The following is a 25,769-nucleotide window of genomic DNA, read 5'->3' as shown; positions in this document are numbered from 1 at the left end:
ACTCCATTCTTCGCCTCGTATTTGATCGGTCTCTATGTCAAGCCTGCGCTCATTGTTGTTCATGGTCCTTGTGGGCCTGAGTCTTTCTGTCGGCCCTTTGCAAGCCGCCGAACCACCCTCCCGCGAATCCGTACAGACGAGTCTGGACAAGATCGCCGACCGCAAACTGCCGGAAGCCGAGCAAAAGGCCCTGCAGTCCGTCTTGCAAGGCACGCTGACGCAGCTCAACAACCAGCGTGATTACGAGCAGAAACTCAGCGATCTCAAGCAGCAACTGGCCACCGCCCCCAAGCAAACCATCGAGAACCAGCGTGAGCTGACGCGCCTCAAGGCCAGCGCCGTGGTGCCGGTGTCGCAGCGCTTCGCCAAAGAGTCGATCCAGCAACTCGAGCAAATGCTCACCGAGCGCTCGACCCAGCAAAGCGATCTGCAAAAAGCCCTGGCGGACGCCAACAGTCTGATCATCACCGCCCAGACGCGCCCCGAGCGCGCCCAGGCCGAAATCTCCGCCAGCCAGACGCGCATCCAGCAGATCAACAACATCCTCAAGACCGGCAAAGACGCCGGCAAGACGCTGAGCGGCGAACAGCGCGACCAGCTCAACGCCGAGCTCGCAGCCCTCAATGCCCTGATCCCGCTGCGTCGCCAGGAACTGGCCGGCAATACCCAGCTGCAAGACCTGGGCAACAGCCAGCATGACTTGCTATCGGAAAAGTCCGATCGCCTGGACCAGGAAATCCAGGACCTGCAAAGCCTGATCAACCAGAAGCGTCTGGCCCAGTCCCAGGAGACCGTGACGCAGCAATCGATCGAAGCGCAGAAAGCCGGCGGCAGCAGCCTGTTGGCGACGGAAAGCGCGGCCAACCTGAAGCTCTCGGACTACCTGCTCAAAAGCACGGACCGCCTCAACGAAGTCACCCAGCAAAACCTGCAGACCAAGCAACAACTCGACAGCGTGACCCAGAGCGATGCGGCGCTGGACGAACAGATCAACGTGCTCAAGGGCAGCCTGCTGCTCTCCAAGATTCTCTACAAGCAGAAGCAGGCACTGCCGCGCCTCAAACTCGACCGCGACCTGGCCGACCAGATCGCCGACATTCGCCTGTATCAGTTCGAAGTCAGCCAGCAACGGGAATTGCTCAGCAACCCGGCTACCTACGTCGACAATTTGCTCTCGACCCAACCACCCGAGCAAGTCACCCCGCAGTTGCGCAAGAGCCTGCTGGAACTGGCGACTACCCGCGCCGACCTGCTGGAGCGGCTGAACCGCGAATTGAGCGCAGTGCTCAACGAATCCATCACCCTGCAACTGAACCAGAAGCAATTGCTCAGTACCGCGCAGAGCCTGCGCGCGACGCTCGACGAGCAGATGTTCTGGATTCCCAGCAACAAGCCACTGGACCTGGAATGGATACGCGCCGTGCCGGATCGCCTGCAACGCCAGGTCGATACCCTGCCGCTGGCCTCAAGCCTGAGCGAACTGACTGATGGCCTGACCCAGCGACCGTTGCTGTTCCTGCCGCTGGCCCTGTTGATCAGTGCCCTGTTGTGGCGTCGCAAGCAACTGTATGCCCGCCTGAACAAGGTTCACCAGGACGTCGGCCACTTCAAGCGCGACAGCCAGTGGCACACGCCGCAGGCGATCCTGATCAATATCCTGTTGGCGATGCCCGTCTCGCTGGGTCTGGCCCTTTGCGGTCTGGCCCTGCAGATCGACGCCCGCGGGCAAAACGCCAACATGGGCGCAGCGTTGCTGCAAATGGCCCAGGCGTGGCTGGTGTTCTACACCGCCTACCGGATCCTTGCACCGGGCGGCGTGGCTGAGCTGCATTTCCGTTGGGAAAAGCCCCAGGTCGAGTTCCTCCGCGGTTGGGTACGCCGCCTCGGGATGGTGGTGATGGCCCTGGTGGCGGTGGTGGCCGTTGCCGAACTGCAACCGGCCGGGCTGGCCGACGACGTGATCGGCATGCCGGTGGTGCTCACCTGCTACGCCTTGATGACCTTGCTGCTCAGCCGCCTGCTGATCAGCAGCCCGACCCACGAAAACGCCTCGCTGTTCCGCAAGGTCGTCGGTATTTTGTTCACCGCCCTGCCCGTCGCACTGTTTGTGGCGGTGTGCTTCGGCTACTACTACACCGCGCTGAAACTCAGCGACCGGTTGATCAACACCTTGTACCTGCTGATGTTCTGGCTGGTGATCGAAGCCACCTTCGTCCGTGGCCTGAGCGTCGCGGCCCGCCGCCTGGCTTACCAGCGCGCCCTGGCCAAACGTCAGGCGGCCAAAGAGGCCGGCGACGGCGAAGCGGTGATCGAAGAACCGACCCTGGACATCGAGAAGGTCAACGAACAGTCCCTGCGCCTGATTCGCCTGGCCTTGCTCGGCGGCTTCATCGCGTTGCTGTACTGGGTCTGGGCCGACCTGATCACGGTGTTCTCGTACCTCGACAACATCACCCTCTACGAATACACCAGCGGTACCGGCGCCAACATGAGCATGGTGCCAATCAGCATCGGCGACATGCTCGGTGCGCTGATCATCATCGGCATCACCTTTGCCCTGGCGCGCAACCTGCCCGGCCTGCTGGAAGTGTTCGTGCTGTCCAAGCTCAATCTGGCCCAGGGCAGCGCCTACGCTACGACAACGTTACTGTCCTACGTGATCGCCGGTGTCGGTTTCGTCTCGACCCTGTCGACCCTCGGCGTGAGCTGGGACAAGTTGCAGTGGCTGGTGGCGGCGCTATCGGTGGGCCTCGGTTTCGGCATGCAGGAGATTTTTGCGAACTTCATCTCCGGGATCATGATCCTGTTCGAACGTCCGGTACGGATCGGCGACACCATCACCATCGGTAACCTGTCGGGCACGGTGAGCAAGATCCGCATTCGCGCCACCACCATCACCGACTTCGACCGCAAGGACATCATTGTCCCGAACAAAACGTTCATTACCGGGCAACTGATCAACTGGTCCCTGACCGACACCATCACCCGAGTGACGCTCAAGCTCGGGGTCGATTACGGCTCGGACCTGGACCTGGTGAAAGAGCTGCTGCTCAAAGCCGCGCGGGAAAACCCACGGGTACTCAAAGAACCCGAGCCGCTGGTGTACTTCCTGAACTTCGGCGAAAGCACCCTCGACCACGAGTTACGCATGCACGTGCGTGACCTCGGTGACCGTAACCCGGTGCTCGATGAGGTCAATCGCTTCATCAACCGCGAGTTCAAGAAGCAGCACATCAACATCTCGTTCCGGCAGATGGAGATTTACCTGAAGAACCTGCACGGCCAGGAATACAAGATGGTACCGATCGAGCCGGAGGCGAAAACCATCGCCCCGCCGCCGGATGGCAAACAGCCGCCCCCCATGCCGCCCGCCGCCAAACTCGACTAACCGGACTTTCCCCAGCAGAATGCTCGGACATTCTGCTGGAGTTGGCCCTTGAAAGCCCTCGACGAACTGACCTTCGATAATCGCTTCGACCGCCTGGGCGATACGTTTTCCGCCCACGTGCTGCCCGAGCCCATCGACAACCCGCGCCTCGTAGTCGCCAGTCCTGCCGCCATGGCGCTGCTGGACCTCGACCCGGCCGTGGCCGAAACCCCGGAGTTCGCCGAGCTGTTCAGCGGCCACAAGCTGTGGGCCGACGCGGTTCCTCGGGCGATGGTCTATTCCGGGCATCAGTTCGGTTCATACAACCCGCAACTGGGCGACGGCCGTGGCCTGTTGCTGGGCGAGGTGTACAACGAGGCCGGCGAGCACTGGGACCTGCACCTCAAGGGTGCCGGCCAGACACCGTTTTCACGCATGGGCGATGGCCGCGCGGTGCTGCGCTCTTCGATCCGCGAGTTCCTCGCCTCTGAAGCCCTGCACGCGCTGAACATTCCGACGACGCGGGCATTGTGCGTGATCGGCTCGGATACACCGGTCTGGCGCGAAAAACAGGAACGCGCCGCCATGGTCCTGCGCCTGGCACCGAGCCACGTGCGCTTCGGGCACTTCGAATATTTCTACTACACCAAACGCCCCGAAAAGCAGAAAGAACTCGGCGAACACGTGCTGACCATGCATTTCCCGGAATGCCTGGAGCAACCCGAGCCCTACCTGGCGATGTTCCGCGAGATCGTCGAGCGCAATGCCGAACTGATCGCCAAGTGGCAAGCCTATGGTTTCTGCCACGGCGTGATGAACACCGACAACATGTCGATCCTCGGCATCACCTTCGACTTTGGCCCATTCGCCTTCCTGGACGACTTCGACGCCAACTTCATCTGCAACCACTCCGATGACCAGGGCCGCTATTCCTTCAGCAACCAGGTGCCGATCGGCCAGTGGAACCTCAGCGCCCTGGCCCAGGCCCTGACGCCGTTCATCAGCGTCGAAGCCCTGCGCGAAACCCTCGGGCTGTATTTGCCGCTGTTCCAGGCCCATTACCTGGACCTGATGCGCCGCCGCCTCGGCCTGACCACCGCTGAAGAAGACGACCAGAAACTGCTGGAACACCTGCTGCAACTGATGCAAAACAGCGGCGTCGATTACAGCCTGTTCTTCCGCCGACTGGGCGAGGAGTCGCCCTGCGCGGCCGTCGCTCGCTTGCGCGACGACTTCGTCGACATCAAGGGCTTCGATGCGTGGGGCGAGCTCTACGTGGCCCGGGTCGCCCGTGAAGGCGAGCTGAACCAGGAGCAACGTCGCGAGCGGATGCACGCGGTCAATCCGCTGTACATCCTGCGCAACTATCTGGCGCAAAAAGCCATCGATGCGGCAGAGAACGGCGACTACTCAGAAGTGCGTCGCCTGCATGCCGTACTGAGCAAGCCGTTCGAAGAACAACCGGGGATGGAACGCTACGCCGAGCGGCCGCCGGAATGGGGCAAGCATCTGGAGATCAGTTGTTCGTCGTGAAGCCGGTCATATGAAGGTTTCCACCGACACACCAAAGCGCTCGGCCAACCAGCGGATCTGCCGCAGGTTGAGCTGACGCTTGCCACTCAGGATTTCCGAAACAACCGATTGAGTACCAACACCGGGAAGGTCGCTCTGGGTCAGGCCGTGTTCGCGCATCAAGTAGCCAAGAACATCGACCCCACTGGCCTTCGGCATAGGGTGATGCTTGTGATCCCATTCCTCAATCCAGTCACCGATGATATCTACCAAGCTCATAAGCGGATGAGACTCATCATCGCCGGTCATCTCGAGCAACTCGTCCAGCGCCTGCGCCAGCGCATCATAGTCGTCTTCGTTTTTCGGTTTTCGAAGCAACGGCGAGACGAACTCCCAATGCTCGGCAGCTCTTTTGATCAGGACACTCATACTCTTTCCTCCTTCCATTTACCGCGGTCATATTCGCGGTGATCCAGCACATGCTTGATATATAGCTTTTGCGATCGATACCTCACGAAAGCGATCAGCCGCAGCTTGTTGCCACCGATATCAAAAACATGAAACTCACCCACCTTGTCTACGGCAGGAAATGAGGCCCTCATCGCCGCAAAATCCGATGGCTTGCTTCCTTTGACCAATTGATACCAATGATCCAATGATCCAATGATCCAATGATCCAATGCAGTAGCTGCCCTTGGCCATTTGGTTGCAGCTTCACGTATTCGTTTTTCGGTGATGACATGCATGCAACATCCTTATCGCATTCTGCTATGGGGAGTTAATCACAAATACAATATATCGCAAGATGCGATACTCACGACAAGACCAGTGGCCTGACTGAGTACGACTCAGCCTAGTTTTATCGCCGCTCCCTGCTCGATTGAAAATGTCAGCAGACGTCTCCAAATAGAGGTAACCGGATTCTTCACAGGACCACCTAAATGTCTGACCCACTTCTGATTCCCTGCCCCCACTGCAACGGCCTCAACCGCATCCCCGCCGAGCGCCTGGGCGACCAGCCAAAATGCGGGCGCTGCAAGGCCGAAGTCCTGCTGAACAAGCCTTTCGAATTGAAACAGGGCGACTACGCCAGCCAGATCAAGGGCGATCTGCCGTTGCTGGTGGACGTGTGGGCGGACTGGTGTGGGCCGTGCAAGTCGTTTGCGCCGGTGTTTGAACAGGCCGCTGCGCAATTGGCCGGCAAATGCCGGCTAGCCAAGCTGGACAGTGAGGCTAATCAGCAATTGTCGGCTCAGTTGGGGATTCGCTCGATTCCGAGCCTGATTCTGTTCAAGAACGGTCGGGAAGTCGCCCGCCAGAGCGGGGCCTTCCCGTTACCGCAGTTGATGAGTTGGTTACGCAGCCAGGGGATTTGACAGCAACCTTGAACCCCGTGGGAGCAAGCTCCCACAGTTTTTTCAGGCGTTTTCCAGCAGGTTATGCAACTCAACAAACTGCTGCGTCAACTTGTGCCGCGGGTCGAGATGGATCAGCGGCGTGTTGGCTTGGTGGGATTCGCGCATGCGCACCGAACTGGCCAGGTACACCGGCAACACTGGCAGGCCTTCGGCGATCAGTTCATCAAGGATTTGCTGCGGCAGACTGGCCCGGGCCTGGAACTGGTTGACGACAATGCCTTCCACTTCAAGACCCTCGTTATGGTCTTCCTTCAACTCTTCGATTTCCACCAACAGGCCGTACAGCGCCTGACGTGAGAAGCTGTCGCAATCGAAGGGAATCAGCACCCGATCAGCGGCGATCAGCGCTGAAACCGCATAAAAGTTGAGTGCGGGCGGGGTATCGAGGTAAATCCGGTCATAGTCTTCGCTCAGCTCTTCAAGCAACTTTCTGAGCTTGTTGATCTTGTGCTTGGCCTCAAGCTTGGGCTGCAGGTCGGCCAGTTCAGCCGTGGCAGTGACAACGTGGAGGTTATCGAACGGGGTTTCGTAAATATCGACCTGGTTCTTCTTGGAGAACGGCCCGGAAGACAGGGTCTGCTTGAAAAAATCGGCAATCCCCATCGGAATGTCGTTGCCGGTGAGCCCCGTCAGGTATTGAGTGGAGTTGGCCTGGGCATCGAGATCCACCAACAGGGTACGAAAACCCTCGCTGGCGCTGACCGCCGCCAAATTGCAGGCAATGCTGGATTTGCCTACGCCACCTTTCTGATTGAACACCACGCGCCGCATGTCAAAACCTCCGTGTATCAAAGAATGATCGAGTGTAGTGGTCGATGGCGTTGCTTAGCTACCTCGCAGGCGAGGGACTACACAGTCAGTCGTCATCTCTTGCTGAAAAACCGGCAAAACTCCGGGCCAAACGAAGCCAGAGCCGACAGACGGGGCTTATGAAAATGTGAATAAATACCCAATGTTCAGATTTCGCGAACTAACCGGTACATCTCACTGAGCAAAATGTAACCAGCATTTGCTACACGTTCGTCGCACCGGGATAATGCGCACCACTCGGCGCCAGGCGCCACGTAGGGTGTGCCGTGCCTTTGCGCCACTCAGCGCGTCAAGAAAGCCCTCAGGGGCGGGATGAATGTCTGTGATCAATTTCAACATCGCCCAGTGGCGCGCGTGGGCCCCGGGGCTCGAAAGCGTGGACGACTGGCAGGCCTGGAGCCGACGACCGGTCGTGCTTCCGGGCAGCGATGCGGCCCCGGACGTCTCGTTTCTGCCGGCCATGCAGCGTCGGCGCCTCAGCCGGCTGGCGCGAATGGCGTTCAGCGTCGGCTGGCCCCTGGCCGAAGGTCGCCAGGACTTGCCGCTGGTCTTTGTTTCCCGTCATGGCGAAACCCCGCGCACTTTCGACATTCTCAGCGAGCTGGCCACTGAACAGCCGCTATCCCCGACCCAATTCAGCCTGTCGGTGCACAACGCGATCATCGGTCTGTGGTCGATCATGCGCGGTGAAACCAGCGAGATGACCGCCCTTGCCGCAGCCGGCGACGGACTGGAGAACGGCATGCTGGAGGCCGCGGCATTGCTGAACGAAGGTGTGCCGGCCGTGTTGGTGGTGGTGACCGAAGAGCAGCCGCCCGAAGCCTATTCGACGTGGATCGATGACGTGCCGTTTCCGTACGCCCTCGGCCTGCTGATCACGCCTGGCAATGACTGGCAGCTGTCCCTGAACAGCCCACCGCAAGCGTTGTCCAAAGCTGGCTGGCCCCATGCACTGAATCTGTTGCGTGCGCTGTTGGGTGAGCAAACCACCTGCCAACATGCCTGGAAAAATCGCGTATGGACGTGGCAACGCAACCCATGACCGAGAAAAACCGCGACGCCTACTACTGGCGCCTGCTGGCCACGGCTGCAAGCTTCACCCTGTTCGGACTGGGCGGGCTGTGCCTGCGCCTGGTCGTTTTCCCGGTGCTCGGCTGCCTGCCGGGCGATGCCCGCACCCACCGGCTGCGCGCAAGGCGCATGGTCAGCCGCTGCTTCTGGTTTTTCGTGCAGTTCATGGCCCGCGCCGGCGTGCTGACTTATGACATTCAGGGCGCGGAGAAACTCGGGCGTCCGGGGCAGATGATCATCGCCAATCATCCCTCGTTGATCGACGTGGTATTCCTGATCGGCCTGGTGCGCCACACCAACTGCGTAGTCAAGCAAAGCCTCTGGGAAAACCCCTTCACCCGCGGCCCGCTGCGCCGCACCGATTACATCAGCAACGACGGCAGCATGGACATGCTCGATGCCGCCGCCGACGCCTTGAAAGAAGGGCAAACCCTGATCATCTTTCCCGAAGGCACCCGCACCCAGCCGGGTCAGGCGCCAGCCTTTCATCGGGGGGGAGCGGCAATTGCCCTGCGGGGTGCGAAAATCCTCACCCCCGTGGTGATCAAGGTCACCCCGACCACTTTGACCAAGGCGGAGCCCTGGTATCGGATCCCAAAGCGTCGCGTGCACTTCAGTTTCCGCGTCGGGGCCGATATAGACCCACAGGCCTTCGCCGCAATGGGCGCGGCCCCTCAGGCCTCGCGCAAGCTCAACGATTATCTACATTCTTACTTTATTAAGGAGCTCGCCGAAGATGAGCGATCTGCACCGTGATATCAAAATACTGATCATCGACGCCCTCGGCCTCGAAGACATCAGTGCCGACGACATCGGCGATGACCAGACGCTCTTCGGCGAAGGCCTGGGCCTGGACTCCGTAGATGCCCTGGAACTCGGCCTGGCCATCCAGAAAAAGTACGGCATCAAAATCGATGCCGACGCCAAGGACACGCGTAATCACTTCAGCAACGTGGCGAGCCTTGCAGCGTTCGTCACCGCAAAACAGGCAGCTTGAGACCGGACCATGCAAACTCGTGACGACATTTTCAACACCCTGCGCGATGCCTTGGTCGAGCTGTTTGAACTGGACCCCGAGCGCGTCAGCCTCGAATCCAATCTGTATCAGGATCTGGAAATCGACAGCATCGACGCGGTCGACCTGATCGACCACATCAAACGTCAGACCGGCAAGAAAATCGCCGCCGAAGAATTCAAGTCGGTACGTACCGTCAGCGACGTCGTCGAGGCGGTCTACCGTCTGGTTCAACCGGCCGCATGAGCCGACTGATCGGCCTTGGCCTGCTGCTGGCAGGCTTGCTGTACCCCTTTGCGGTGTATTTCGGCATGGAGCACTTCGCGCCGTGGCAGTTCGGGCTGCTGCTGGGCAGCCTGTGGCTGGCTCGCGCGTTGACCGGCCGACACAAGCCCGGCAGCCAATGGATGGCGGCGGCAGCCATCGGGTTTTGCCTGTTGCTTGCGCTGTTCGACAGCCCGGCGCTGCTGCGCTGGTATCCGGTGTTGATCAGCGCTTTCATGCTGGCGCTGTTCGGCTTGAGTCTGAAGTACGGGCCACCAATGGTCGAACGCCTGGCCCGCTTGCGCGAACCGTACCTGCCCGCCAAGGCTATTCGCTATACCCGCCAGGTGACGATCGCCTGGAGTGTGTTTTTTCTTTGCAACGGTTTGTGCGCCGCCGCCCTGACGCTGTGGGCGCCGCTGAGCTGGTGGATGTTGTACACCGGCCTGATTTCCTACGGATTGATAGGCCTGATGTTTGCCATTGAATGGCTGATACGACAACGGGTACGAGGCCACCCATGAATTGGATAAAACTTGAGCAGTTGCTGCTCAAGGCCGAGCCGGAGCGTGCCGTCACGGCCGAGCCGTCGCTCGATCACGCACACCTGTGCGCACAGGCCCTGAACCTGGCCGCCGGCCTGCAAGCCCTGGGCGTGCAGCGCATTGCCGTGCACCTTGAAGACGCCGCCGATCTGGCGATTGCCCTGCTGGGCGCCTGGCGTGCCGGGGCCAGCGTGTTATTGCCGGCCGACCTGCAAGCGCAAACGCGCCAGCGCTGGTCGAACGAGGTGGACCTGTGGCTGACCGATCAGCCCGACGATGCGCACATCAGCGATTATCGGCATTCGCCGCTCAGTCCCGCCTCGCTGGATTTGGATCAATGCCGGCTGAGCCTGTGTACGTCCGGCTCCAGTGGCGAGCCCAAGCGCATCGAAAAAAGCCTGCGGCAACTGGCCAACGAGGTCGAAGCCCTGGAACAGCTGTGGGGTGCCGATCTCGGTCCGGCATGCATCATCGGCAGCGTTGCCACCCAACACATCTATGGCCTGCTGTTCCGGGTGCTCTGGCCGTTGTGCGCCGGGCGTCCGTTCATGCGCAGGCAACTGGCCTTTCCCGAAGACCTGCAACGCGCCAGTCGCGAGCATCCGGCGTTTGCCTGGGTCGCCAGCCCGGCGCTGCTCAAGCGCATGGGCGACAACCTCGACTGGCCGGCCCTGAGCGCAGTGCGCCGGGTATTTTCTTCTGGCGGTGCGTTACCGGCCGAGGCCGCGCAAAGCCTGCAACAACGCCTGCATCAATGGCCGACCGAGATTTTCGGCAGCTCGGAAACCGGCGGCATTGCCTGGCGACAAGGGCATGCACCCTGGCAGCCGTTTGCCGGCATCAAGCTCAGCCAGGACGACGACGGCGCACTGCTCATCGCCTCGCCATACTTGCCCGCCGGCCATATCGAACAGACCGCCGATGCCGCGCGAATCGCCGCTGACGGCCGTTTCGAGCTACTGGGACGGCTGGACCGGATCGTTAAACTGGAAGAAAAACGCATCTCGCTGCCGATGCTGGAGCAAGCGCTGATGACCCACGCCTGGGTGGCCGAAGCGCGCCTTGGCGTCGTCCAGGAAAACCGCGCGTCGCTGGGGGCACTGCTGGTTCTGACAGAGGCGGGCCTGCATGCCCTGCGCAATCAAGGTCGACGCACGCTCACCGAGCAGTTGCGCCATCACTTGAGCGAGCATTGCGAAGCGCTGGCCCTGCCACGACGCTGGCGCTTGTTGCGGCAAATGCCGTTGAACAGCCAAGGCAAACTGCCCCAGACCACAGTCGAAGCCCTGCTGCTGGCACCACGCCCCAAGGCACCGGAAGTATTGGAACAGTCCGAAACCGAGGGCGAGTGGAGCCTGCAACTGGCCGTGCCGCCGGATCTTGCCTATTTCAGCGGCCACTTCCCCACGGCGCCGGTACTGCCTGGCGTAGTGCAGGTCGAATGGGCGCTGAACCTGGGCCAGCACTTGATGAACCTGCCGGCAACGTTCGCCGGCATGGAGGTACTGAAGTTTCAGCAACTGGTGCGCCCGGGGGATGAAGTCCAGTTGCACCTGCGTTTCGACCCGGTGCGCAGCAAGCTGTATTTCGCCTATCGCAACGAAACCGCGACCTGCTCCAGCGGGCGCATTTTGCTGGAGGCGGTGCATGCATAGCCCCTGCGCAATCATCCCGGTCTACAACCATGAAAGCGCAATCACCGCCGTGGTCGATGCGCTGATTGCCAGCAATCTGCCGTGCATTCTGGTGGACGATGCCAGCAGCCCGGCCTGCGCCCGGGTGCTTGATCGACTGGCCCAACGGGAAATGGTCTACCTGATCCGCCTCGCGGCCAATCAGGGCAAGGGCGGCGCGGTGATGACCGGCTTGCGTGAAGCATCGCGCCTGGGCTTCAGCCATGCCATGCAGGTGGACGCCGACGGCCAGCATGACTTGCAAGACGTACAACGTTTTATCGAGCTGTCACGCACCCATCCGCATGCGGTGATCTGCGGCTATCCGCAATACGATGACAGCGTGCCCAAGGGCCGCTTGTACGCCCGCTACCTGACCCACGTCATGGTCTGGATCAACACCCTGTCGCTGCAGATCCGCGACTCCATGTGCGGCTTCCGTGTCTACCCGTTGCCACCGGTCCTGGCGCTGATCGACACCGCGAAAATCGGCAAGCGCATGGATTTCGACTCCGACATTCTGGTGCGCCTGGCCTGGCGCAATCAGCCGATGAAATGGCTGCAAACCCGAGTCCATTACCCGCTGGACGGCGTTTCGCATTTCCGCATGTTCCACGACAACGTACTGATTACGAGCATGCACACCCGGTTGTTCTTCGGCATGTTGTTGCGCTCGCCCGTGATCCTCTGGCGACGGTGGCGAGCATGAGCACCGACAAACAACACTGGGCCGATCGCGAAGAGCGCGGCAGTTTCTGGCTGATGAAATTCACCGCGCTCGCCGCCAAAGTGCTTGGCCGTCGACTGCTAAGCCCGTTGCTGTACGGCATCGTCCTGTATTTTTTCCTGTTTGGCCGCAGCGCCCGCCACAGCGCCTGGCAATACCAGCAACGCCTGGCCGACTGGAGCGGTCGCCGCGAATTGCGCCCGACCCATTGGCGAGTGTTCGGTCAGTTCATGGCGTTCGCCGATTCCATGCTCGACAAACTCGACGTGTGGAACGGTAAATTGAGCATCGAGCAGATCGAAATCATCGACCCGGCGCTGCTGCGTAATCAGCTGCGCGGTACACGCGGACAGATGCTGGTCGGGGCGCACCTGGGCAATCTCGAAGTCTGCCGCGCACTGGCCGAGATCGGCGAGAAAGTGACGATGAACGTGCTGGTGCACACCAAACACGCCGAGCAGTTCAACCGCTTGCTGGGCGAAGCCGGCGCGACCAATCTGCGCCTGATCCAGGTCAGCGAACTGGATCCGGTGATCATGCTGCAACTGCACGAACGCCTGGAGCGCGGCGAGTGGCTGGCGATTGCCGGCGATCGCGTACCGTTGCATGGCGGACGCAGCGTGACGGTGGATTTCCTCGGTCACCCGGCCAGGTTTCCGCAAGGGCCCTGGTTGTTGGCCGGTTTGTTGAAATGCCCGGTCAACCTGTTGCTGTGCCTGAAGAAACCCGACGGTGATTATCGCCTGACCATTGAACCGTTCGCCGATTCGATCATCTGGAAACGCACTGATCGCGAGCAGGTCATTCATCAGTGGGCCTCCCGCTACGCCGAGCGCCTGAGTCACTATTGCCTCGATGCGCCTCAACAATGGTTCAACTTTTTCCCTTTCTGGAAGACCGATGACGACGCCAACGCTTGAGCCGGTAACCTTCGGCGAACTCCCATTGCGCATCGAAGACGTGCTGGCCCTGGCCAACCGCCAGGCACCGACGCAGTTGCAGAGCGATCCTGCGTACCGCGAGCGCATCGCCAAGGGCGCGCGCTTCCTCGACTCCCTGCTGGACAAGGAAGGCGTGATCTACGGTGTGACCACCGGTTACGGCGATTCCTGCGTGGTGGCGGTGCCGCTGCATCACGTCGAAGCGTTGCCGCAGCACCTGTACACCTTCCATGGCTGCGGGCTGGGCAAACTGCTCGACGCTCAAGCCACCCGTGCGGTGCTCGCGGCGCGGTTGCAGTCGCTGTGCCACGGCGTATCCGGAGTGCGCGTTGAGCTGCTGGAACGCCTGCAAGCCTTCCTTGAGCACGACATCCTGCCGCTGATTCCGGAAGAAGGCTCGGTCGGCGCCAGCGGTGATTTGACGCCGCTGTCCTATGTCGCTGCCACGTTGTCCGGCGAACGCGAAGTGATGTTCCGAGGCGAACGCCGGCAGGCCGCCGACGTGCATCGCGAACTCGGCTGGCAGCCGTTGGTGCTGCGTCCGAAAGAAGCCCTGGCGTTGATGAACGGCACCGCGGTGATGACGGGCCTCGCCTGTCTGGCCTTCGCCCGCGCCGATTACCTGCTGCAACTGGCCACGCGCATCACCGCGTTGAACGTGGTCGCCCTGCAAGGCAACCCGGAGCATTTCGACGAGCGCCTGTTCGCGGCCAAGCCGCATCCGGGGCAAATGCAGGTCGCCGCATGGCTGCGCAAGGATCTGGCGATCGACGCGCCAACCGCGCCGCTGCATCGCCTGCAAGACCGTTACTCCCTGCGTTGCGCGCCCCACGTCCTCGGCGTGCTGGCCGACAGCCTGAACTGGCTGCGTTCGTTCATCGAGATCGAACTCAACAGCGCCAACGACAACCCGATCATCGATGCCGAAGCCGAACGCGTTTTGCACGGTGGTCATTTCTATGGCGGGCACATCGCGTTCGCCATGGACAGCTTGAAAAACCTCGTGGCCAACGTCGCCGACCTGCTGGACCGGCAACTCGCCCTGCTGGTGGATGAGCGTTACAACCACGGCTTGCCGAGCAACCTGTCCGGTGCCACGGCCGACCGCGCGATGCTCAACCATGGCTTCAAGGCCGTGCAGATCGGCACCAGTGCCTGGACCGCCGAAGCGCTGAAAAACACCATGCCGGCCAGCGTGTTCTCGCGCTCCACCGAGTGCCACAACCAGGACAAGGTGAGCATGGGCACCATCGCCGCCCGCGATGCGATCCGTGTTTTGGAACTGACCGAGCAGGTCGCCGCCGCCACGCTGCTCGCCGCCAATCAAGGGGTATGGCTGCGCGGCCAGGCCGAGGATGCGCGACCGCTGCCGCCAGCGCTCGCGGCCATGCATGAAGCGTTGGGTAAAGACTTCCCGCCAGTCATCGAAGACCGCGCGCTGGAAGGCGAATTGCGCCTGTGCCTGAAACGTATCGCCGAACAACACTGGAGGCTGCATGCGTAGCAAGGGAGTGCTGCACACCGATACGGAAATCCTCGTGCCGTTCTTTGACGTCGACAGCATGAACGTCGTCTGGCACGGCCATTACGTCAAATACCTGGAGGTCGCCCGCTGCGCGCTGCTGGACAGGATCGGCCACAACTACAACGCCATGTGCGAGTCGGGATACGCGTGGCCGGTGATCGACCTGCAATTGCGCTATGTCCGCGGTGCGGTGTTCGGTCAGAAACTCAACGTGCGCGCCAATCTGGTGGAGTGGGAGAACCGGCTGAAGATCAACTACCTGATCAGCGATGCGCAAACCGGCGAACGCCTGACCCGCGCGGTGTCCGTGCAGGTCGCGGTCGACATGAGCAACCGCGAGATGCTGCTGGCTTCGCCGAAGGTGTTCACCGATGCTGTCGAAAGGATGCTGACATGACCACAGGAATCGACATTCGCCAAATTCCCCGTGGCGAGCGAGCTTGCTCGCGCTTGAGTGCGCAGCACTCACCACTTCCGTTTTGGGGCCGCTTCGCGGCCCAGCGCGAGCAAGCTCGCTCGCCACATTCGTCGGTGTTCCAATGCCTTGCTGCGCTGGTACTGCTCGGTTTGTCGGGGCTGGCCCACGCCTTCGACCTGCAACAGCTCAGCGATCAACTGGCCAAACCCGACGTCGTCCACGGCAACTTCGTCCAGGAAAAGCACCTGCGTGCCCTGCCCCAGCCACTGACCAGCAAAGGCACCTTCGTCCTGGCAAAAAACCACGGCTTGCTGTGGCTACTGAAAACCCCGTTGCAACAGGATTACCGCATCACCGCCCAAGGCATTGCCCGACGCGACGCCAACGGCTGGCAGATGCTACCGGGCAAGAGCGCTGGCGCCGAGCAGAACCGCTTGTTCCTCGCCGTGTTGCAAGGCGACAGCAGCGGCCTGCAACGGGATTTCGAACTGTCGCTGAGCGGCGATGCCCAGAGCTGGAAACTGACACTGCTACCGCGCTCGATGCTGCTCAAGCAGGTATTCAACCAGATCAACATTGCCGGCGGTGAACTGGTGCACAGCATCGAACTGCTGGAAACCCAGGGCGACAGCACCCTGCTGCGCATGCAGGACAGCACCAGCGCGCAACCGTTGAGCGACGCGGAGCAACATGACTTTGCCCAGTGAACGCAGGCTGCCATGGCTGTTCCTGATTCTGCTGCTGGCCGTGCTGGCACTCGCCGGGTGGCAATGGCGTGACGGTGCGCCGCTGTCGGCAAACCTGATGGAGCTGGTGCCGGGCACTGCGCCCGATGCCCTGGAACTGCGTGCCGAACAGCGCATGCAGGAACCGCTGAACCGCGAAATGCTGGTACTGGTCGGCCATGAAAATCGCGAGCAGGCCATATCCATGGCGCAAAAACTGGGCGATCAATGGCAAGCCAGCGGCCTGTTCGAAAAGGTCCAGTGGACCCTGCAAGCCGACTTGCCGGCGCTGCGCACGCAGTTGCTGCAAGGTCGATTGGCCATGCTGTCCGCTGACGACCGACAACAATTGATCGAGCATCCCGACGCCTTCATTCAACAACGGGTGCAGGCGTTGTTCGACCCCTTCACCGGCTTCAGTCTGGTGCCAAGCCAGGACGACTGGCTGGGCCTGACCGGGCGCATCCAGAACAGTCAGCCGCAACACGGTGCGGTGCAACTGGATATCGGCAGCGGCGCGTTGATTGCCGATGCCGACGGCAAGAGCTGGGTCTTGCTGCGCGCCCGAACCACCGGCAACGCCTTCGACATGAGCCTGCCGCTGCAAGTGGCCGACCTGCTCCAGCACAGTCGCGAAGAAGCGGCCAGGTCCGACGTGCAATTGCTGGCCGCCAGCGGTCTGCTCTATGCGGCCAGTGGTCAGAAACAAGCGTCCCGTGAAATGACCTGGGTCGGCGGGGGGGCCACCGTCGGCATCTTGCTGCTACTGCTTCTGGCCTTCCGCCGCTGGCGCGTCTTGCTGGCGTTTGTCCCGGTGCTGGTGGGCATGCTGTTCGGCGCAGTGGCTTGCGTGGCGCTGTTCGGTCATATGCACGTGATGACTCTGGTGCTGGGCTCGAGCCTGATCGGCGTCGCGGTCGATTACCCGCTGCACTACCTGTCCAAGAGCTGGAGCCTGAAACCCTGGCAGAGCTGGCCGGCGCTGCGCCTGACCTTGCCGGGCCTGACCCTTAGCCTGATCACCAGCGCCATCGGCTATCTGGCGCTGGCCTGGACACCGTTCCCGGCGCTGACCCAGATTGCGCTGTTCTCAGCGGCCGGCCTGCTCGGTGCTTATCTGTGCGCCGTGTGCCTGTTGCCGGCTCTGCTCAAGGGTGTGGAACTGCGCCCGGCGCAATGGCCGCTACGGGTTTCCGCGTTTTTGCTGGCGCGTCGCGAAGACCTGCTCAAACACCTGAGTACACCGGTATTGCTGGCGCTGCTGATCGCGTTCTGTGTCGGTGGCCTGCTGCGCCTGGAAACGAAAAACGACATCCGCCAATGGGTTGGTACCCCGCAACAATTGACTGACGAAGCACAAGCCATCGCCAGGATTACCGGCCATCAGCCCACCAGCCAGTTCTTCCTGGTGCGCGCTGCCAACCAGGAGCAACTACTCGAACGCTCGAGTGCGTTGAGCGAACGTCTGGATCAGTTGGTCAATCTGGAAAAGCTTCAGGGCTATCTGTCGCTGGACCAATTGGTCAGCCAGCCCGGCGACCAGCAACAGGTGCGCGAAGCCTTGGGCAAACTGCCGCAGTTCTGGCAGCCGCTGCTGGATGTCGGCGTGCCGGTCGAGGCGCTGCAAGCGGAGCTGACCCAGCTACAAGCACTGCCCGTCGAAGACATTGACGCCGCACTGGCCGGCCCCCTGGCGGAACCTTATCGCTTGTTGTGGCTGGGACCGACCGACGACGGCGTGGCGGCGATGGTCAGCCTGCAAGGCGTGAACAATCCGATGTTGCTGCAGGTCCAGACCGAGGACTTATCGGGAGTGGTGCTGGTGGATCGTCTGGGTGAATTGAACATAGTGTTCGCGGCCACGCAAATCAGCGCCGCCGAACTGAAACTCGCCTCTTGCGTGCTGATCGTGCTGGTGTTGGTCCTGCCGTTCGGTTTCGGTGGCGCGCTGCGCATTGTTTCCCTGCCGCTGCTGGCCGCCCTGTGCAGCCTGGCCAGCCTTGGTTGGCTGGGGCAGCCGCTGACGCTGTTCAGCCTGTTCGGCCTGCTGCTGGTGACGGCGATCAGCGTCGACTACGCGATTCTCATGCGCGAACAGGTCGGCGGCGCCGCCGTGAGCCTGCTGGGCACTTTGCTGGCCGCGTTGACCACCTGGCTGTCGTTCGGCCTGCTGGCGGTGTCGAGTACGCCGGCGGTGAGCAATTTCGGTTTGTCGGTGAGCCTGGGGCTGATCTTCAGTTTCCTGCTCGCCCCTTGGGCCGGGCGTCATGTGCATGCCGTGCCTGTCACGGAGCCCGCAGCATGATGATCGCTGTGTTCTGGGCAATGGCCCTGGCGCTGTTCGCCGTGGCGACCCGGGTCGGCCGCCACTTCGGCCTGATTCCGATCGTCAGCCAGTTGTTGCTCGCGACCATTGGCCTGCCGCTGCTGATGTACTTCTGGATCGAGCCGCATTGGCAACTGAGCGGCGCGGCGCTGGTGTCGCCGACCTGGCTGAAGAACCTCTACAGCCTGAGTTTCGCGCTGCTGCTGGGCTATATCCTCAGCGATGTGATCGACCTGCAACTGGACCGCCAGAGCCTGAAAATCGCCCTGCCGAGTTTCTGCATTCCGTTTGTCTGCGGCCTCGTCACCGCCATTTCGCTGTTACCACCGCAACCATGGATCAGCTCGCTGGCGGTCGGCCTGCTGTTCGCCATTACCGCGATCCCGGTGCTGTACCTGTACCTGCGACACATCAATTACCCGCCCGCCGCTACCCGGCGCCTGGTGCAGACCGCGATCCTGATCGACCTCGCCTGCTGGACCCTGTTCGCCATCGCCCAAGGCAGCCTGCACCTGAGCAGTCTGCTGCTGCCTTTGGCCGGCGCGTGCCTGCCGTTGCTGCTGCGGCTGCTCGGCCTGCGCCAGTTGTGGCTGTACAGCCTGGGCTTTTTTGCGCTGTTGGTGGTGGCCGAGCACTACAGGCTCAATGCGCTGATCTTCGGCATCGGCTATGTGCTCATCATGGCCGCGCTGAAGGCGCCGCTGGTGCTGCCGCTGCCGGCGATCTGGATGAGCCGTCTGCAGACGTACATTGCCATTCCGCTGATCCTCACGTTCGGCATCGTGCAGATCAACGTGCACAGCGCGATGGACGGCTTCGGCTGGCTGCAACTGGCGGCGCTGCTGCTGTTGCCGATTGCCAGCAAACTGCTGGGCAACTGGATCGGCCTCGGCTGGGCCGGCGCCTCGTTCCAGGGCGCCAGCCGCTGGCGCGAAAGCGTACTGCTGAACATTCGCGGCTTGAGCGAGATCGTCTTTCTCAACTTGCTGCTGCAACAACAGCTGATCAGCCCGGCGCTTTACTTTGCGTTGATGCTGATGGGCCTGATCGCGACACTGCTGCCGGCACTCGCCGGCATGCACCGGATTCCCCTTAACGCTGCCGCCCCGGCAAGGAGCCCCCATGTCAACCGTTGAATTGCAACGTCGCACGATCGTGGTCATTGGGGCCGGCCCTTCCGGCGCCATCGCTGCCGCGCTGCTCAAGCGCAAAGGCCATGACGTGCTGGTGATCGAGCGACAGCATTTCCCCCGTTTTTCCATCGGTGAAAGCCTGCTGTCCCACTGCCTGGATTTCGTCGAAGAAGCGGGCATGCTCGATGCGGTCAACGCGGCCGGTTTCCAACTGAAAACCGGGGCGGCGTTTGCCTGGGGCGAGCGTTACAGCACCTTCGATTTCGGCGACACGTTCACCCAAGGCAAGCCGACGACTTTTCAGGTCCAGCGCGCCGACTTCGACAAGCTGCTGGCCGATCAGGCCGCGCTGCAAGGCGTAGAAATCCGCTACGGCGAAACCATCGTCAGCGTAGAGATCGATCAGGCCAAACCGCTGCTCGGCGTCAGGCGTGAAGACGGCAGCGAGTACCGCATCGAAGCCGGGTTCATGCTCGATGCCAGCGGTTATGGTCGCGTCCTGCCTCGCTTGCTCGACCTTGAGGCACCGTCGAATTTCCCGGTGCGCCAGGCCGTGTTCACCCATGTCGAAGACCATATCGACAACCCGAATTTCGACCGCACAAAAATTCTCGTCACCACTCACCCGACCCAGCGCGACATCTGGTTCTGGACCATCCCGTTCAGTAACGGACGCTGCTCGGTGGGCGTGGTCGCGGCCGCCGAACATTTTGAAGGCCGCACCGACAATCTGGACGATTGCCTGCGTGGCTTCATCGCCGAAACGCCGAGCCTGGCCGGGGTGCTGAACCATGCTGTCTGGGATACCCCAGCGCGTACCATCGGCGGCTACTCGGCCAACGTCAAAACCCTGCACGGGCCAGGGTTTGCCTTGCTGGGTAATGCGGCGGAGTTCCTCGACCCGGTGTTTTCCTCCGGCGTGACCATCGCCATGCGTTCGGCGAGCATGGCTGCCGGGGTACTGCACCGTCAGCTGCAAGGTGAAACGGTCGACTGGCAACGCGAGTTTGCCGAACCGCTCAAGCGCGGTGTCGATACGTTCCGCTGCTACGTCGAGGGCTGGTACGCCGGGACTTTCCAGGACGTGATTTATTTTCCCGGCGGTGCTCCGGATATCCGCCGCATGATCAGTTCGATCCTCGCCGGTTATGCCTGGGACGAACGCAATCCCTTCGTCACCGAACCCAAACGCCGACTACGGATGCTGTCGGAACTCTGTGCAAGGGATGCCACATGAGCTACCTGAGCAACACTTACGTCGAAGAGACCCGTTTCGGGCTGTGGTTCCTGCGCAGCCACACCTGGCAGCATCACGTGCTACGCGTGGCGATCAATGATCTGCGGAGCCTGTTCAGCGACCCGTTGCCAAGTCATTCGGTGTTGCTCGACGCCGGTTGCGGTCAAGGCAAGTCGTTCCGTTATCTGCACCAAGCCTTCATGCCCGAACGTCTGATCGGCGTGGACGCCGACCCGCACAGCCTGAAACAGAGTCGCGAAGAAGCGGTCAATCAAGGGATGACGGTGGAGTTGATCGGCAACGATTGCGCAAACCTCACCGTGCCCGACGCCAGCATCGACCTGCTGTTCTGTCACCAGACGTTCCATCATCTGGTCGAGCAGGAGCAGGCCCTCGCCGAGTTTTATCGCGTGCTCAAGCCGGGGGGTTACCTGCTGTTCGCCGAGTCCACCGAGGCTTACATTGATACCTGGGTGATTCGCTGGCTGTTCCGCCATCCGATGCACGTGCAAAAAAGTGCCGCGCAGTATCTGGAGATGATCCGCCACCAAGGTTTCCAGTTCAGTGCGCAAAACGTGTCTTATCCGTACTTGTGGTGGAGCCGCGCCAAGGATTTCGGCCTGTTTGAACGCTTGGCCCTGCGCCAGCCGAAACCCTTTGGCCAGCGGGAAGAAACCCTGGTCAATGTGGTGGCGCGCAAACCGTTGGAAGGTGCTGTGTGATGTTTACCATCAGCCGCTTGAAACACTCTCCCCCAGGGTTCATGGTCGCCATGCGATTTCTGTTGTTAGCTGCAGCCCTGCTGCTCGGCGCCTGCGCCAGCCAGGCGCCGCTGCCCGAACAAACCCCAAGCCTGACGTTGCCACTGCAATTGCACATCCAGCGTCTGCAAGCGGACCAACGTCAGGACTGGGTGCTGGTGATCCAGCATGAAGGCCCGGCCATTCGCTGGTCGATGATGGACCTGCTGGGCATTCCGCAGGCACGCCAGAAACTGGTCGACGGAGCGTGGCGTGCCGATGGACTGCTACCGCCCAACCCGGAGGCCCGGGAGCTGTTCGCTGCCTTGCTGTTTGCGCTGACGCCCCGGGATGAACTGTCGGCCAACTACCCCGTCGCCTGGCAACACGGGAAGCAACGCTCCCTGCCCGCGCGCTGGGACGTCCGTTATTCACAACCGTTGAGCTTCGAATTGAACCTGCCCAAAGGCCCGAGTTATAAAATCACGCCCCTGAGCGGTGACACGCCATGACGGCCTACCTGAACGCCCTCGGGGTGATCTGCTCGCTGGGGCGCGGCAAGAAGGAAGTCGCCCGCAACCTGTTCGCCGGCGATTGCTCCGGCATGCGCAGCGAGGCCGGCTGGGTGCCGGAGCGATCGTTGCCGGTGGGCTCGGTGCGCGGCGAGCTGGCGGCGATCCCGGCCGAGCTGAGCCGGCAACGCAGCCGCAACAATCAACTGCTGCTTGAAGCCGCCCTGCAAATTAGCCAGGACATCGATCACGCGATCCAGACATACGGCCGCCATCGGATCGGCGTGGTGCTGGGCACCAGCACGTCGGGCATCGACGAAGCCAGTCAAGGGCTGGCCGACTACATCCGCGATCAGCGCTTTCCAGACGCGTATGACTATCAGCAACAGGAGCTCGGCGCACCGGCAAATTTCCTCGCCGAGTGGCTGCAACTGAGCGGCCCCGCCTATGTGATTTCCACCGCGTGCACCTCCAGCGCCCGCGCGTTGATGAGCGCCCGGCGCCTGCTCGATCTGGGGGTGTGCGATGTGGTGCTGTGCGGTGGCGTCGACACGCTGTGCAAGCTGACCCTCAACGGTTTTTCCGCGCTGGAGGCGGTGTCCGGCGAACGCTGCAACCCGTTTTCGGTGAACCGCAAGGGCATCAATATCGGCGAAGCGGCGGTGCTGTTCCTGATGAGCAAACAGTCCGCTGACAGCCAACCGATCGCCTTGCTGGGCAGCGGCGCCAGCTCCGATGCGCACCACATTTCCGCGCCGGAGCCGTCCGGCCGGGGTGCCCAACAGGCGATGCGCAAGGCTTTGAACCAGGCCAGGCTGCAACCTGAGCAGATCGGCTACCTGAACCTGCACGGCACCGCGACCCAGCATAACGACGCCATGGAAAGCCAGGCCGTGACCGCACTGTTTGCGCAAGGTGTCCCTTGCTCATCGACCAAACCCATGACCGGACATACCCTCGGCGCCGCCGGGGCACTGGAAGCAGCGTTCTGCTGGTTGAGCCTGCACCCTGACAACCAACAGCACGCCTTGCCGCCCCACCTCTGGGATGGTCAACCGGACCCGGCGTTACCGCCACTGAAATGGGTGACCCCAACCGATCGACTGGCGTCCACTGGACCTCGCTACCTGATGAGCAATTCCTTTGCCTTCGGTGGCAACAACGTCAGCCTGATTATCGGAGACGCTCCATGATTGACTGGCCGCTCGCCGAACTGCTGCCCCACGCTGGCGACATGATCTTTATCGATCAGATCCTGGCGTTCGATGACGAGCAGATTCACACCCGCCTCACCGTCAAGCCCGACGGCCTGTTCAGCCTCCCCGACGGCAGCTTGCCGGCCTGGGTCGGCATCGAACTGATGGCCCAGAGCGTCGCGGCCTTCGCCGGCTGCCATGCACGCCAACGTGGCGATGCGGTGGCTTTGGGCTTTCTGCTCGGCAGCCGTAAATTCGAGTGCAACGTCGAACGTTTCCCGGCCGGCACCGAGTTGACCATCCACGGCATCCGCTCGCTGGAAGACGACAACGGCATGGGCGTGTTCGAATGCCACATCAACGCGCCCGGCATTCACGCCACCGCGCGCCTGAACGTGTATCGCCCGCCGCAGGCGGCTCAATATCTTCATGAATCCGCAGGAGTCCAGTCATGACTGAATCCGTACTGGTCACCGGTTCCAGCCGTGGTATCGGCCGCGCCATCGCCTTGCGCCTGGCCCAGGCCGGGCATGACATCGTGCTGCATTGCCGCAGCGGCCTGACCGAGGCCACGGCCGTGCAAGCCGACATCGAAGCCATGGGGCGCAAGGCGCGTATCCTGCAATTCGACGTCGGTGACCGCGCCGCTTGCAAAGCGACTCTTGAGGCCGACGTCGAAACCCATGGTGCTTATTACGGCGTGGTGCTCAACGCCGGCCTGACCCGTGACGGTGCTTTTCCGGCGCTGAGCGAGGATGATTGGGATGACGTAATGCGCACCAACCTCGACGGTTTCTATAACGTGCTGCACCCGGTGATGATGCCGATGATTCGTCGTCGCGCCGCCGGGCGGATTGTCTGCATCACCTCGGTGTCCGGGCTGATCGGCAACCGGGGCCAGGTCAACTACAGCGCGTCCAAGGCCGGCCTGATTGGCGCGGCAAAGGCATTGGCGATTGAACTGGGCAAGCGCAAAATCACCGTAAACTGTGTCGCCCCCGGCCTGATCGACACAGCCATGCTCGATGAAAACGTGCCGGTGGAAGAGCTGATGAAAATGATCCCCGCACAACGCATGGGCACCCCTGAAGAGGTGGCCGGCGCGGTGAATTTCCTGATGTCGGCGGAAGCCTCGTACATCACCCGGCAGGTTCTGGCCGTCAATGGAGGCCTGTGCTGATGAAGCGCGTCGTCGTCACCGGCATGGCCGGCATCACTTCTCTGGGCAGCGACTGGGAAACCATCGCCGGCCACTTCGCAGCCAACCGCAGCGGCATCCGCAGGATGGACGAGTGGGATCGTTTTACCGAACTCAACACCCGTCTGGCCGGCCCCATCGATGACTTCAAGGTGCCGAGCCACTGGACCCGCAAGCAACTGCGCAGCATGGGCCGCGTTTCTCGGCTGGCGGTGGGTGCAGCGGAACAGGCGTTGACCGACGCCGGATTGCTCGGCGACGAATCGATCAAGGACGGACGCATGGGCGTCGCGTGCGGTTCATCCACGGGCAGCACCGACGAGATCAAGGCTTTCGGCAACATGCTGCTGAATTCGGTGGCCGAGGGCCTGAACGCCAACTCCTACGTGCGGATGATGCCGCACACCACGGCGGCGAACATCAGCATTTTCTTCGGCCTCACCGGTCGGCTGATCCCGACGTCGAGCGCCTGCACCAGCGGTAGCCAGGGCATCGGTTATGCCTACGAGGCCATCAAGTTCGGCCGCCTGCCGCTGATGCTCGCCGGTGGCGCCGAAGAGCTGTGCCCAACCGAAGCCATGGTTTTCGACGCGCTCTACGCCACCAGCCTGAAAAACGGCACTCCGCAACTGTCGCCACGTCCTTACGACAGCGGCCGCGACGGCCTGGTGATCGGTGAAGGTGGCGGCATGCTGGTGCTCGAAGAGCTGGAGCATGCGCTGGCGCGTGGCGCACGCATCCATGCCGAAATCGTTGGTTTCGGCAGCAACGCCGACGGTCAGCACACCACCCGTCCGGAGCAAGTCACCATGCGCCGGGCCATGGAACTCGCGCTGGAAGACGCAGGGCTACAACCGTCGGACATCGGTTACGTCAACGGCCACGGCACCGCCACCGAACAGGGCGACATCGCCGAAACCCTGGCCACCAGCAGCCTGTTTGGCGAACACATGCCGATCAGTTCGCAGAAAAGCTTCCTCGGCCACACTCTCGGCGCCTGCGGTGCACTGGAGTCCTGGTTCAGCATCGAAATGATGAACCGCGACCTTTACGCCCACACCCTCAACCTCGACGAAATCGACCCGCACTGCGGCAAGCTCGATTACCTGCGTGGGGAGTTTCGGCAGATGAGTAACCAGTACGTGATGAATAACAATTTTGCATTTGGCGGGGTCAACACCTCGTTGATTTTCCGCCGCTGGTCCTGATCGAATGATTCCGGGTCAAGGAAAACTCGCCAGCCAGCCAACTCCTACAGGCACTTTAAACATAAGAAACTGGGAAAACCCTGACAACAAACACATTTTAAAACAAGTGCGACAAATAATTACTTAAAACAAAGAAGCACTGAACCATTACAAGTAATTACCCGCTATTGACGCTTCCCCATTCCACGCCTATAACTTCCACGCACTG

Annotated in this window: 26 protein-coding genes; 23 read left to right on the top strand and 3 right to left on the bottom strand. The window is 61.6% G+C overall.

Features of this window, described 5'->3' with window-relative positions; translation table 11 throughout:
• Positions 1-34 precede the first annotated feature (34 nt).
• Both mscK and selO read left to right on the top strand, forming a co-directional pair.
• The gene (gene mscK / locus M5G20_RS07610) at positions 35-3,388 is read left to right on the top strand and encodes a mechanosensitive channel MscK (protein ID WP_273918611.1); all 3,354 of its coding nucleotides are present in this window, start codon (positions 35-37) and stop codon (positions 3,386-3,388) included.
• 48 nt (positions 3,389-3,436) lie between these two features.
• Complete coding sequence (gene selO / locus M5G20_RS07605; RefSeq protein WP_273918610.1) at positions 3,437-4,900, top strand: protein adenylyltransferase SelO; 1,464 nt, start codon at positions 3,437-3,439, stop codon at positions 4,898-4,900.
• 6 nt (positions 4,901-4,906) lie between these two features.
• On the opposite strand, the gene M5G20_RS07600 is transcribed toward selO, so the two are convergent.
• Both M5G20_RS07600 and M5G20_RS07595 read right to left on the bottom strand, forming a co-directional pair.
• Positions 4,907-5,308 carry a helix-turn-helix domain-containing protein gene (locus M5G20_RS07600; RefSeq protein ID WP_273918609.1) on the bottom strand — a complete coding sequence of 134 codons (402 nt, stop codon included), beginning with the start codon at positions 5,306-5,308 and terminating at the stop codon, positions 4,907-4,909.
• Entirely contained in the window at positions 5,305-5,625 is a 321-nt protein-coding gene (locus M5G20_RS07595) for a type II toxin-antitoxin system HigB family toxin (RefSeq protein WP_273918608.1), read from the bottom strand. Before M5G20_RS07595 ends, M5G20_RS07600 begins: the two co-directional genes overlap by 4 nt.
• A gap of 195 nt (positions 5,626-5,820) precedes the next feature.
• Here M5G20_RS07595 and trxC point away from each other — a divergent pair, with 195 nt between their 5' ends.
• Positions 5,821-6,255, top strand: a complete 435-nt coding sequence (gene trxC / locus M5G20_RS07590; protein WP_273918607.1) for a thioredoxin TrxC — start codon at positions 5,821-5,823, stop codon at positions 6,253-6,255.
• A 42-nt stretch (positions 6,256-6,297) separates the two neighbouring features.
• On the opposite strand, the gene M5G20_RS07585 is transcribed toward trxC, so the two are convergent.
• Complete coding sequence (locus M5G20_RS07585) at positions 6,298-7,068, bottom strand: ParA family protein (RefSeq protein WP_273918606.1); 771 nt, start codon at positions 7,066-7,068, stop codon at positions 6,298-6,300.
• A 355-nt stretch (positions 7,069-7,423) separates the two neighbouring features.
• On the opposite strand from M5G20_RS07585, the gene M5G20_RS07580 reads away from it, so the two are divergent.
• From M5G20_RS07580 to M5G20_RS07485, 20 genes are read left to right on the top strand one after another with little or no spacing between them, the layout of a single operon-like run.
• The gene (locus M5G20_RS07580) at positions 7,424-8,149 is read left to right on the top strand and encodes a beta-ketoacyl synthase chain length factor (protein WP_273918605.1); all 726 of its coding nucleotides are present in this window, start codon (positions 7,424-7,426) and stop codon (positions 8,147-8,149) included.
• Positions 8,125-8,934 carry a lysophospholipid acyltransferase family protein gene (locus tag M5G20_RS07575; protein ID WP_273918604.1) on the top strand — a complete coding sequence of 270 codons (810 nt, stop codon included), beginning with the start codon at positions 8,125-8,127 and terminating at the stop codon, positions 8,932-8,934. The genes M5G20_RS07580 and M5G20_RS07575 overlap by 25 nt, the downstream gene beginning before the upstream one ends.
• Positions 8,915-9,175 carry a phosphopantetheine-binding protein gene (locus M5G20_RS07570; RefSeq protein ID WP_273918603.1) on the top strand — a complete coding sequence of 87 codons (261 nt, stop codon included), beginning with the start codon at positions 8,915-8,917 and terminating at the stop codon, positions 9,173-9,175. The genes M5G20_RS07575 and M5G20_RS07570 overlap by 20 nt, the downstream gene beginning before the upstream one ends.
• Before the next feature lie 9 nt (positions 9,176-9,184).
• Positions 9,185-9,439: an acyl carrier protein gene (locus M5G20_RS07565; RefSeq protein ID WP_007992314.1), complete on the top strand. Its 255-nt coding sequence runs from the start codon at positions 9,185-9,187 to the stop codon at positions 9,437-9,439.
• Positions 9,436-9,981: a hypothetical protein gene (locus tag M5G20_RS07560; RefSeq protein WP_150735588.1), complete on the top strand. Its 546-nt coding sequence runs from the start codon at positions 9,436-9,438 to the stop codon at positions 9,979-9,981. Before M5G20_RS07565 ends, M5G20_RS07560 begins: the two co-directional genes overlap by 4 nt.
• Positions 9,978-11,657 (top strand): acyl-CoA synthetase family protein, encoded by a 1,680-nt coding sequence (locus tag M5G20_RS07555; RefSeq protein WP_273918602.1) that lies wholly within the window; start codon positions 9,978-9,980, stop codon positions 11,655-11,657. Before M5G20_RS07560 ends, M5G20_RS07555 begins: the two co-directional genes overlap by 4 nt.
• Positions 11,650-12,384, top strand: coding sequence for a glycosyltransferase family 2 protein (locus M5G20_RS07550; protein ID WP_273918601.1), 735 nt, complete (start codon positions 11,650-11,652; stop codon positions 12,382-12,384). Before M5G20_RS07555 ends, M5G20_RS07550 begins: the two co-directional genes overlap by 8 nt.
• A complete protein-coding gene (locus M5G20_RS07545; RefSeq protein ID WP_273918600.1) occupies positions 12,381-13,322 on the top strand; it encodes an LpxL/LpxP family acyltransferase in 942 nt (313 codons plus the stop codon). Before M5G20_RS07550 ends, M5G20_RS07545 begins: the two co-directional genes overlap by 4 nt.
• Entirely contained in the window at positions 13,303-14,847 is a 1,545-nt protein-coding gene (locus tag M5G20_RS07540) for an HAL/PAL/TAL family ammonia-lyase (RefSeq protein ID WP_273918599.1), read from the top strand. Before M5G20_RS07545 ends, M5G20_RS07540 begins: the two co-directional genes overlap by 20 nt.
• Positions 14,840-15,265 carry an acyl-CoA thioesterase gene (locus M5G20_RS07535; RefSeq protein WP_273918598.1) on the top strand — a complete coding sequence of 142 codons (426 nt, stop codon included), beginning with the start codon at positions 14,840-14,842 and terminating at the stop codon, positions 15,263-15,265. Before M5G20_RS07540 ends, M5G20_RS07535 begins: the two co-directional genes overlap by 8 nt.
• On the top strand, positions 15,262-15,993 hold the full coding sequence (locus M5G20_RS07530; protein WP_273918597.1) for an outer membrane lipoprotein carrier protein LolA: 732 nt from the start codon (positions 15,262-15,264) through the stop codon (positions 15,991-15,993). The genes M5G20_RS07535 and M5G20_RS07530 overlap by 4 nt, the downstream gene beginning before the upstream one ends.
• A complete protein-coding gene (locus tag M5G20_RS07525) occupies positions 15,977-18,316 on the top strand; it encodes an MMPL family transporter (protein ID WP_273918596.1) in 2,340 nt (779 codons plus the stop codon). Before M5G20_RS07530 ends, M5G20_RS07525 begins: the two co-directional genes overlap by 17 nt.
• Positions 18,313-19,473: a sodium:proton antiporter gene (locus tag M5G20_RS07520; protein WP_273918595.1), complete on the top strand. Its 1,161-nt coding sequence runs from the start codon at positions 18,313-18,315 to the stop codon at positions 19,471-19,473. Before M5G20_RS07525 ends, M5G20_RS07520 begins: the two co-directional genes overlap by 4 nt.
• Entirely contained in the window at positions 19,460-20,707 is a 1,248-nt protein-coding gene (locus M5G20_RS07515; RefSeq protein ID WP_273918594.1) for an NAD(P)/FAD-dependent oxidoreductase, read from the top strand. The genes M5G20_RS07520 and M5G20_RS07515 overlap by 14 nt, the downstream gene beginning before the upstream one ends.
• A complete protein-coding gene (locus M5G20_RS07510; RefSeq protein WP_273918593.1) occupies positions 20,704-21,429 on the top strand; it encodes a class I SAM-dependent methyltransferase in 726 nt (241 codons plus the stop codon). Before M5G20_RS07515 ends, M5G20_RS07510 begins: the two co-directional genes overlap by 4 nt.
• Complete coding sequence (locus M5G20_RS07505) at positions 21,429-21,959, top strand: hypothetical protein (protein ID WP_273918592.1); 531 nt, start codon at positions 21,429-21,431, stop codon at positions 21,957-21,959. The genes M5G20_RS07510 and M5G20_RS07505 overlap by 1 nt, the downstream gene beginning before the upstream one ends.
• Positions 21,956-23,152: a beta-ketoacyl-[acyl-carrier-protein] synthase family protein gene (locus tag M5G20_RS07500; protein ID WP_273918591.1), complete on the top strand. Its 1,197-nt coding sequence runs from the start codon at positions 21,956-21,958 to the stop codon at positions 23,150-23,152. Before M5G20_RS07505 ends, M5G20_RS07500 begins: the two co-directional genes overlap by 4 nt.
• On the top strand, positions 23,149-23,610 hold the full coding sequence (locus M5G20_RS07495) for a hotdog family protein (protein ID WP_273918590.1): 462 nt from the start codon (positions 23,149-23,151) through the stop codon (positions 23,608-23,610). The genes M5G20_RS07500 and M5G20_RS07495 overlap by 4 nt, the downstream gene beginning before the upstream one ends.
• Positions 23,607-24,335 (top strand): 3-oxoacyl-ACP reductase FabG, encoded by a 729-nt coding sequence (gene fabG, locus M5G20_RS07490; RefSeq protein WP_273918589.1) that lies wholly within the window; start codon positions 23,607-23,609, stop codon positions 24,333-24,335. Before M5G20_RS07495 ends, fabG begins: the two co-directional genes overlap by 4 nt.
• Complete coding sequence (locus tag M5G20_RS07485; protein ID WP_273918588.1) at positions 24,335-25,561, top strand: beta-ketoacyl-ACP synthase; 1,227 nt, start codon at positions 24,335-24,337, stop codon at positions 25,559-25,561. The genes fabG and M5G20_RS07485 overlap by 1 nt, the downstream gene beginning before the upstream one ends.
• Positions 25,562-25,769 lie beyond the last annotated feature (208 nt).

Source organism: Pseudomonas sp. TNT2022 ID1044 (assembly GCF_028656895.1).
GTDB lineage: Bacteria > Pseudomonadota > Gammaproteobacteria > Pseudomonadales > Pseudomonadaceae > Aquipseudomonas > Aquipseudomonas reinekei.
This window is presented reverse-complemented; position numbering and strand designations above follow the sequence as displayed.

Bases quoted from the DNA above. Each gene is read 5' to 3' on its own strand.
- M5G20_RS07505 (WP_273918592.1), top strand. From the start codon at position 21,429: ATGTTTACCATCAGCCGCTTGAAACACTCTCCCCCAGGGTTCATGGTC.
- mscK (WP_273918611.1), top strand. From the start codon at position 35: ATGTCAAGCCTGCGCTCATTGTTGTTCATGGTCCTTGTGGGCCTGAGT.
- M5G20_RS07545 (WP_273918600.1), top strand. From the start codon at position 12,381: ATGAGCACCGACAAACAACACTGGGCCGATCGCGAAGAGCGCGGCAGT.
- M5G20_RS07525 (WP_273918596.1), top strand. From the start codon at position 15,977: ATGACTTTGCCCAGTGAACGCAGGCTGCCATGGCTGTTCCTGATTCTG.
- M5G20_RS07535 (WP_273918598.1), top strand. From the start codon at position 14,840: ATGCGTAGCAAGGGAGTGCTGCACACCGATACGGAAATCCTCGTGCCG.
- M5G20_RS07555 (WP_273918602.1), top strand. From the start codon at position 9,978: ATGAATTGGATAAAACTTGAGCAGTTGCTGCTCAAGGCCGAGCCGGAG.
- fabG (WP_273918589.1), top strand. From the start codon at position 23,607: ATGACTGAATCCGTACTGGTCACCGGTTCCAGCCGTGGTATCGGCCGC.
- M5G20_RS07560 (WP_150735588.1), top strand. From the start codon at position 9,436: ATGAGCCGACTGATCGGCCTTGGCCTGCTGCTGGCAGGCTTGCTGTAC.
- M5G20_RS07565 (WP_007992314.1), top strand. From the start codon at position 9,185: ATGCAAACTCGTGACGACATTTTCAACACCCTGCGCGATGCCTTGGTC.
- M5G20_RS07550 (WP_273918601.1), top strand. From the start codon at position 11,650: ATGCATAGCCCCTGCGCAATCATCCCGGTCTACAACCATGAAAGCGCA.
- M5G20_RS07570 (WP_273918603.1), top strand. From the start codon at position 8,915: ATGAGCGATCTGCACCGTGATATCAAAATACTGATCATCGACGCCCTC.
- M5G20_RS07495 (WP_273918590.1), top strand. From the start codon at position 23,149: ATGATTGACTGGCCGCTCGCCGAACTGCTGCCCCACGCTGGCGACATG.
- M5G20_RS07595 (WP_273918608.1), bottom strand. From the start codon at position 5,625: ATGCATGTCATCACCGAAAAACGAATACGTGAAGCTGCAACCAAATGG.
- M5G20_RS07540 (WP_273918599.1), top strand. From the start codon at position 13,303: ATGACGACGCCAACGCTTGAGCCGGTAACCTTCGGCGAACTCCCATTG.
- M5G20_RS07510 (WP_273918593.1), top strand. From the start codon at position 20,704: ATGAGCTACCTGAGCAACACTTACGTCGAAGAGACCCGTTTCGGGCTG.
- M5G20_RS07575 (WP_273918604.1), top strand. From the start codon at position 8,125: ATGGACGTGGCAACGCAACCCATGACCGAGAAAAACCGCGACGCCTAC.
- M5G20_RS07485 (WP_273918588.1), top strand. From the start codon at position 24,335: ATGAAGCGCGTCGTCGTCACCGGCATGGCCGGCATCACTTCTCTGGGC.
- M5G20_RS07515 (WP_273918594.1), top strand. From the start codon at position 19,460: ATGTCAACCGTTGAATTGCAACGTCGCACGATCGTGGTCATTGGGGCC.
- trxC (WP_273918607.1), top strand. From the start codon at position 5,821: ATGTCTGACCCACTTCTGATTCCCTGCCCCCACTGCAACGGCCTCAAC.
- M5G20_RS07585 (WP_273918606.1), bottom strand. From the start codon at position 7,068: ATGCGGCGCGTGGTGTTCAATCAGAAAGGTGGCGTAGGCAAATCCAGC.
- M5G20_RS07600 (WP_273918609.1), bottom strand. From the start codon at position 5,308: ATGAGTGTCCTGATCAAAAGAGCTGCCGAGCATTGGGAGTTCGTCTCG.
- M5G20_RS07530 (WP_273918597.1), top strand. From the start codon at position 15,262: ATGACCACAGGAATCGACATTCGCCAAATTCCCCGTGGCGAGCGAGCT.
- M5G20_RS07500 (WP_273918591.1), top strand. From the start codon at position 21,956: ATGACGGCCTACCTGAACGCCCTCGGGGTGATCTGCTCGCTGGGGCGC.
- M5G20_RS07580 (WP_273918605.1), top strand. From the start codon at position 7,424: ATGTCTGTGATCAATTTCAACATCGCCCAGTGGCGCGCGTGGGCCCCG.
- M5G20_RS07520 (WP_273918595.1), top strand. From the start codon at position 18,313: ATGATGATCGCTGTGTTCTGGGCAATGGCCCTGGCGCTGTTCGCCGTG.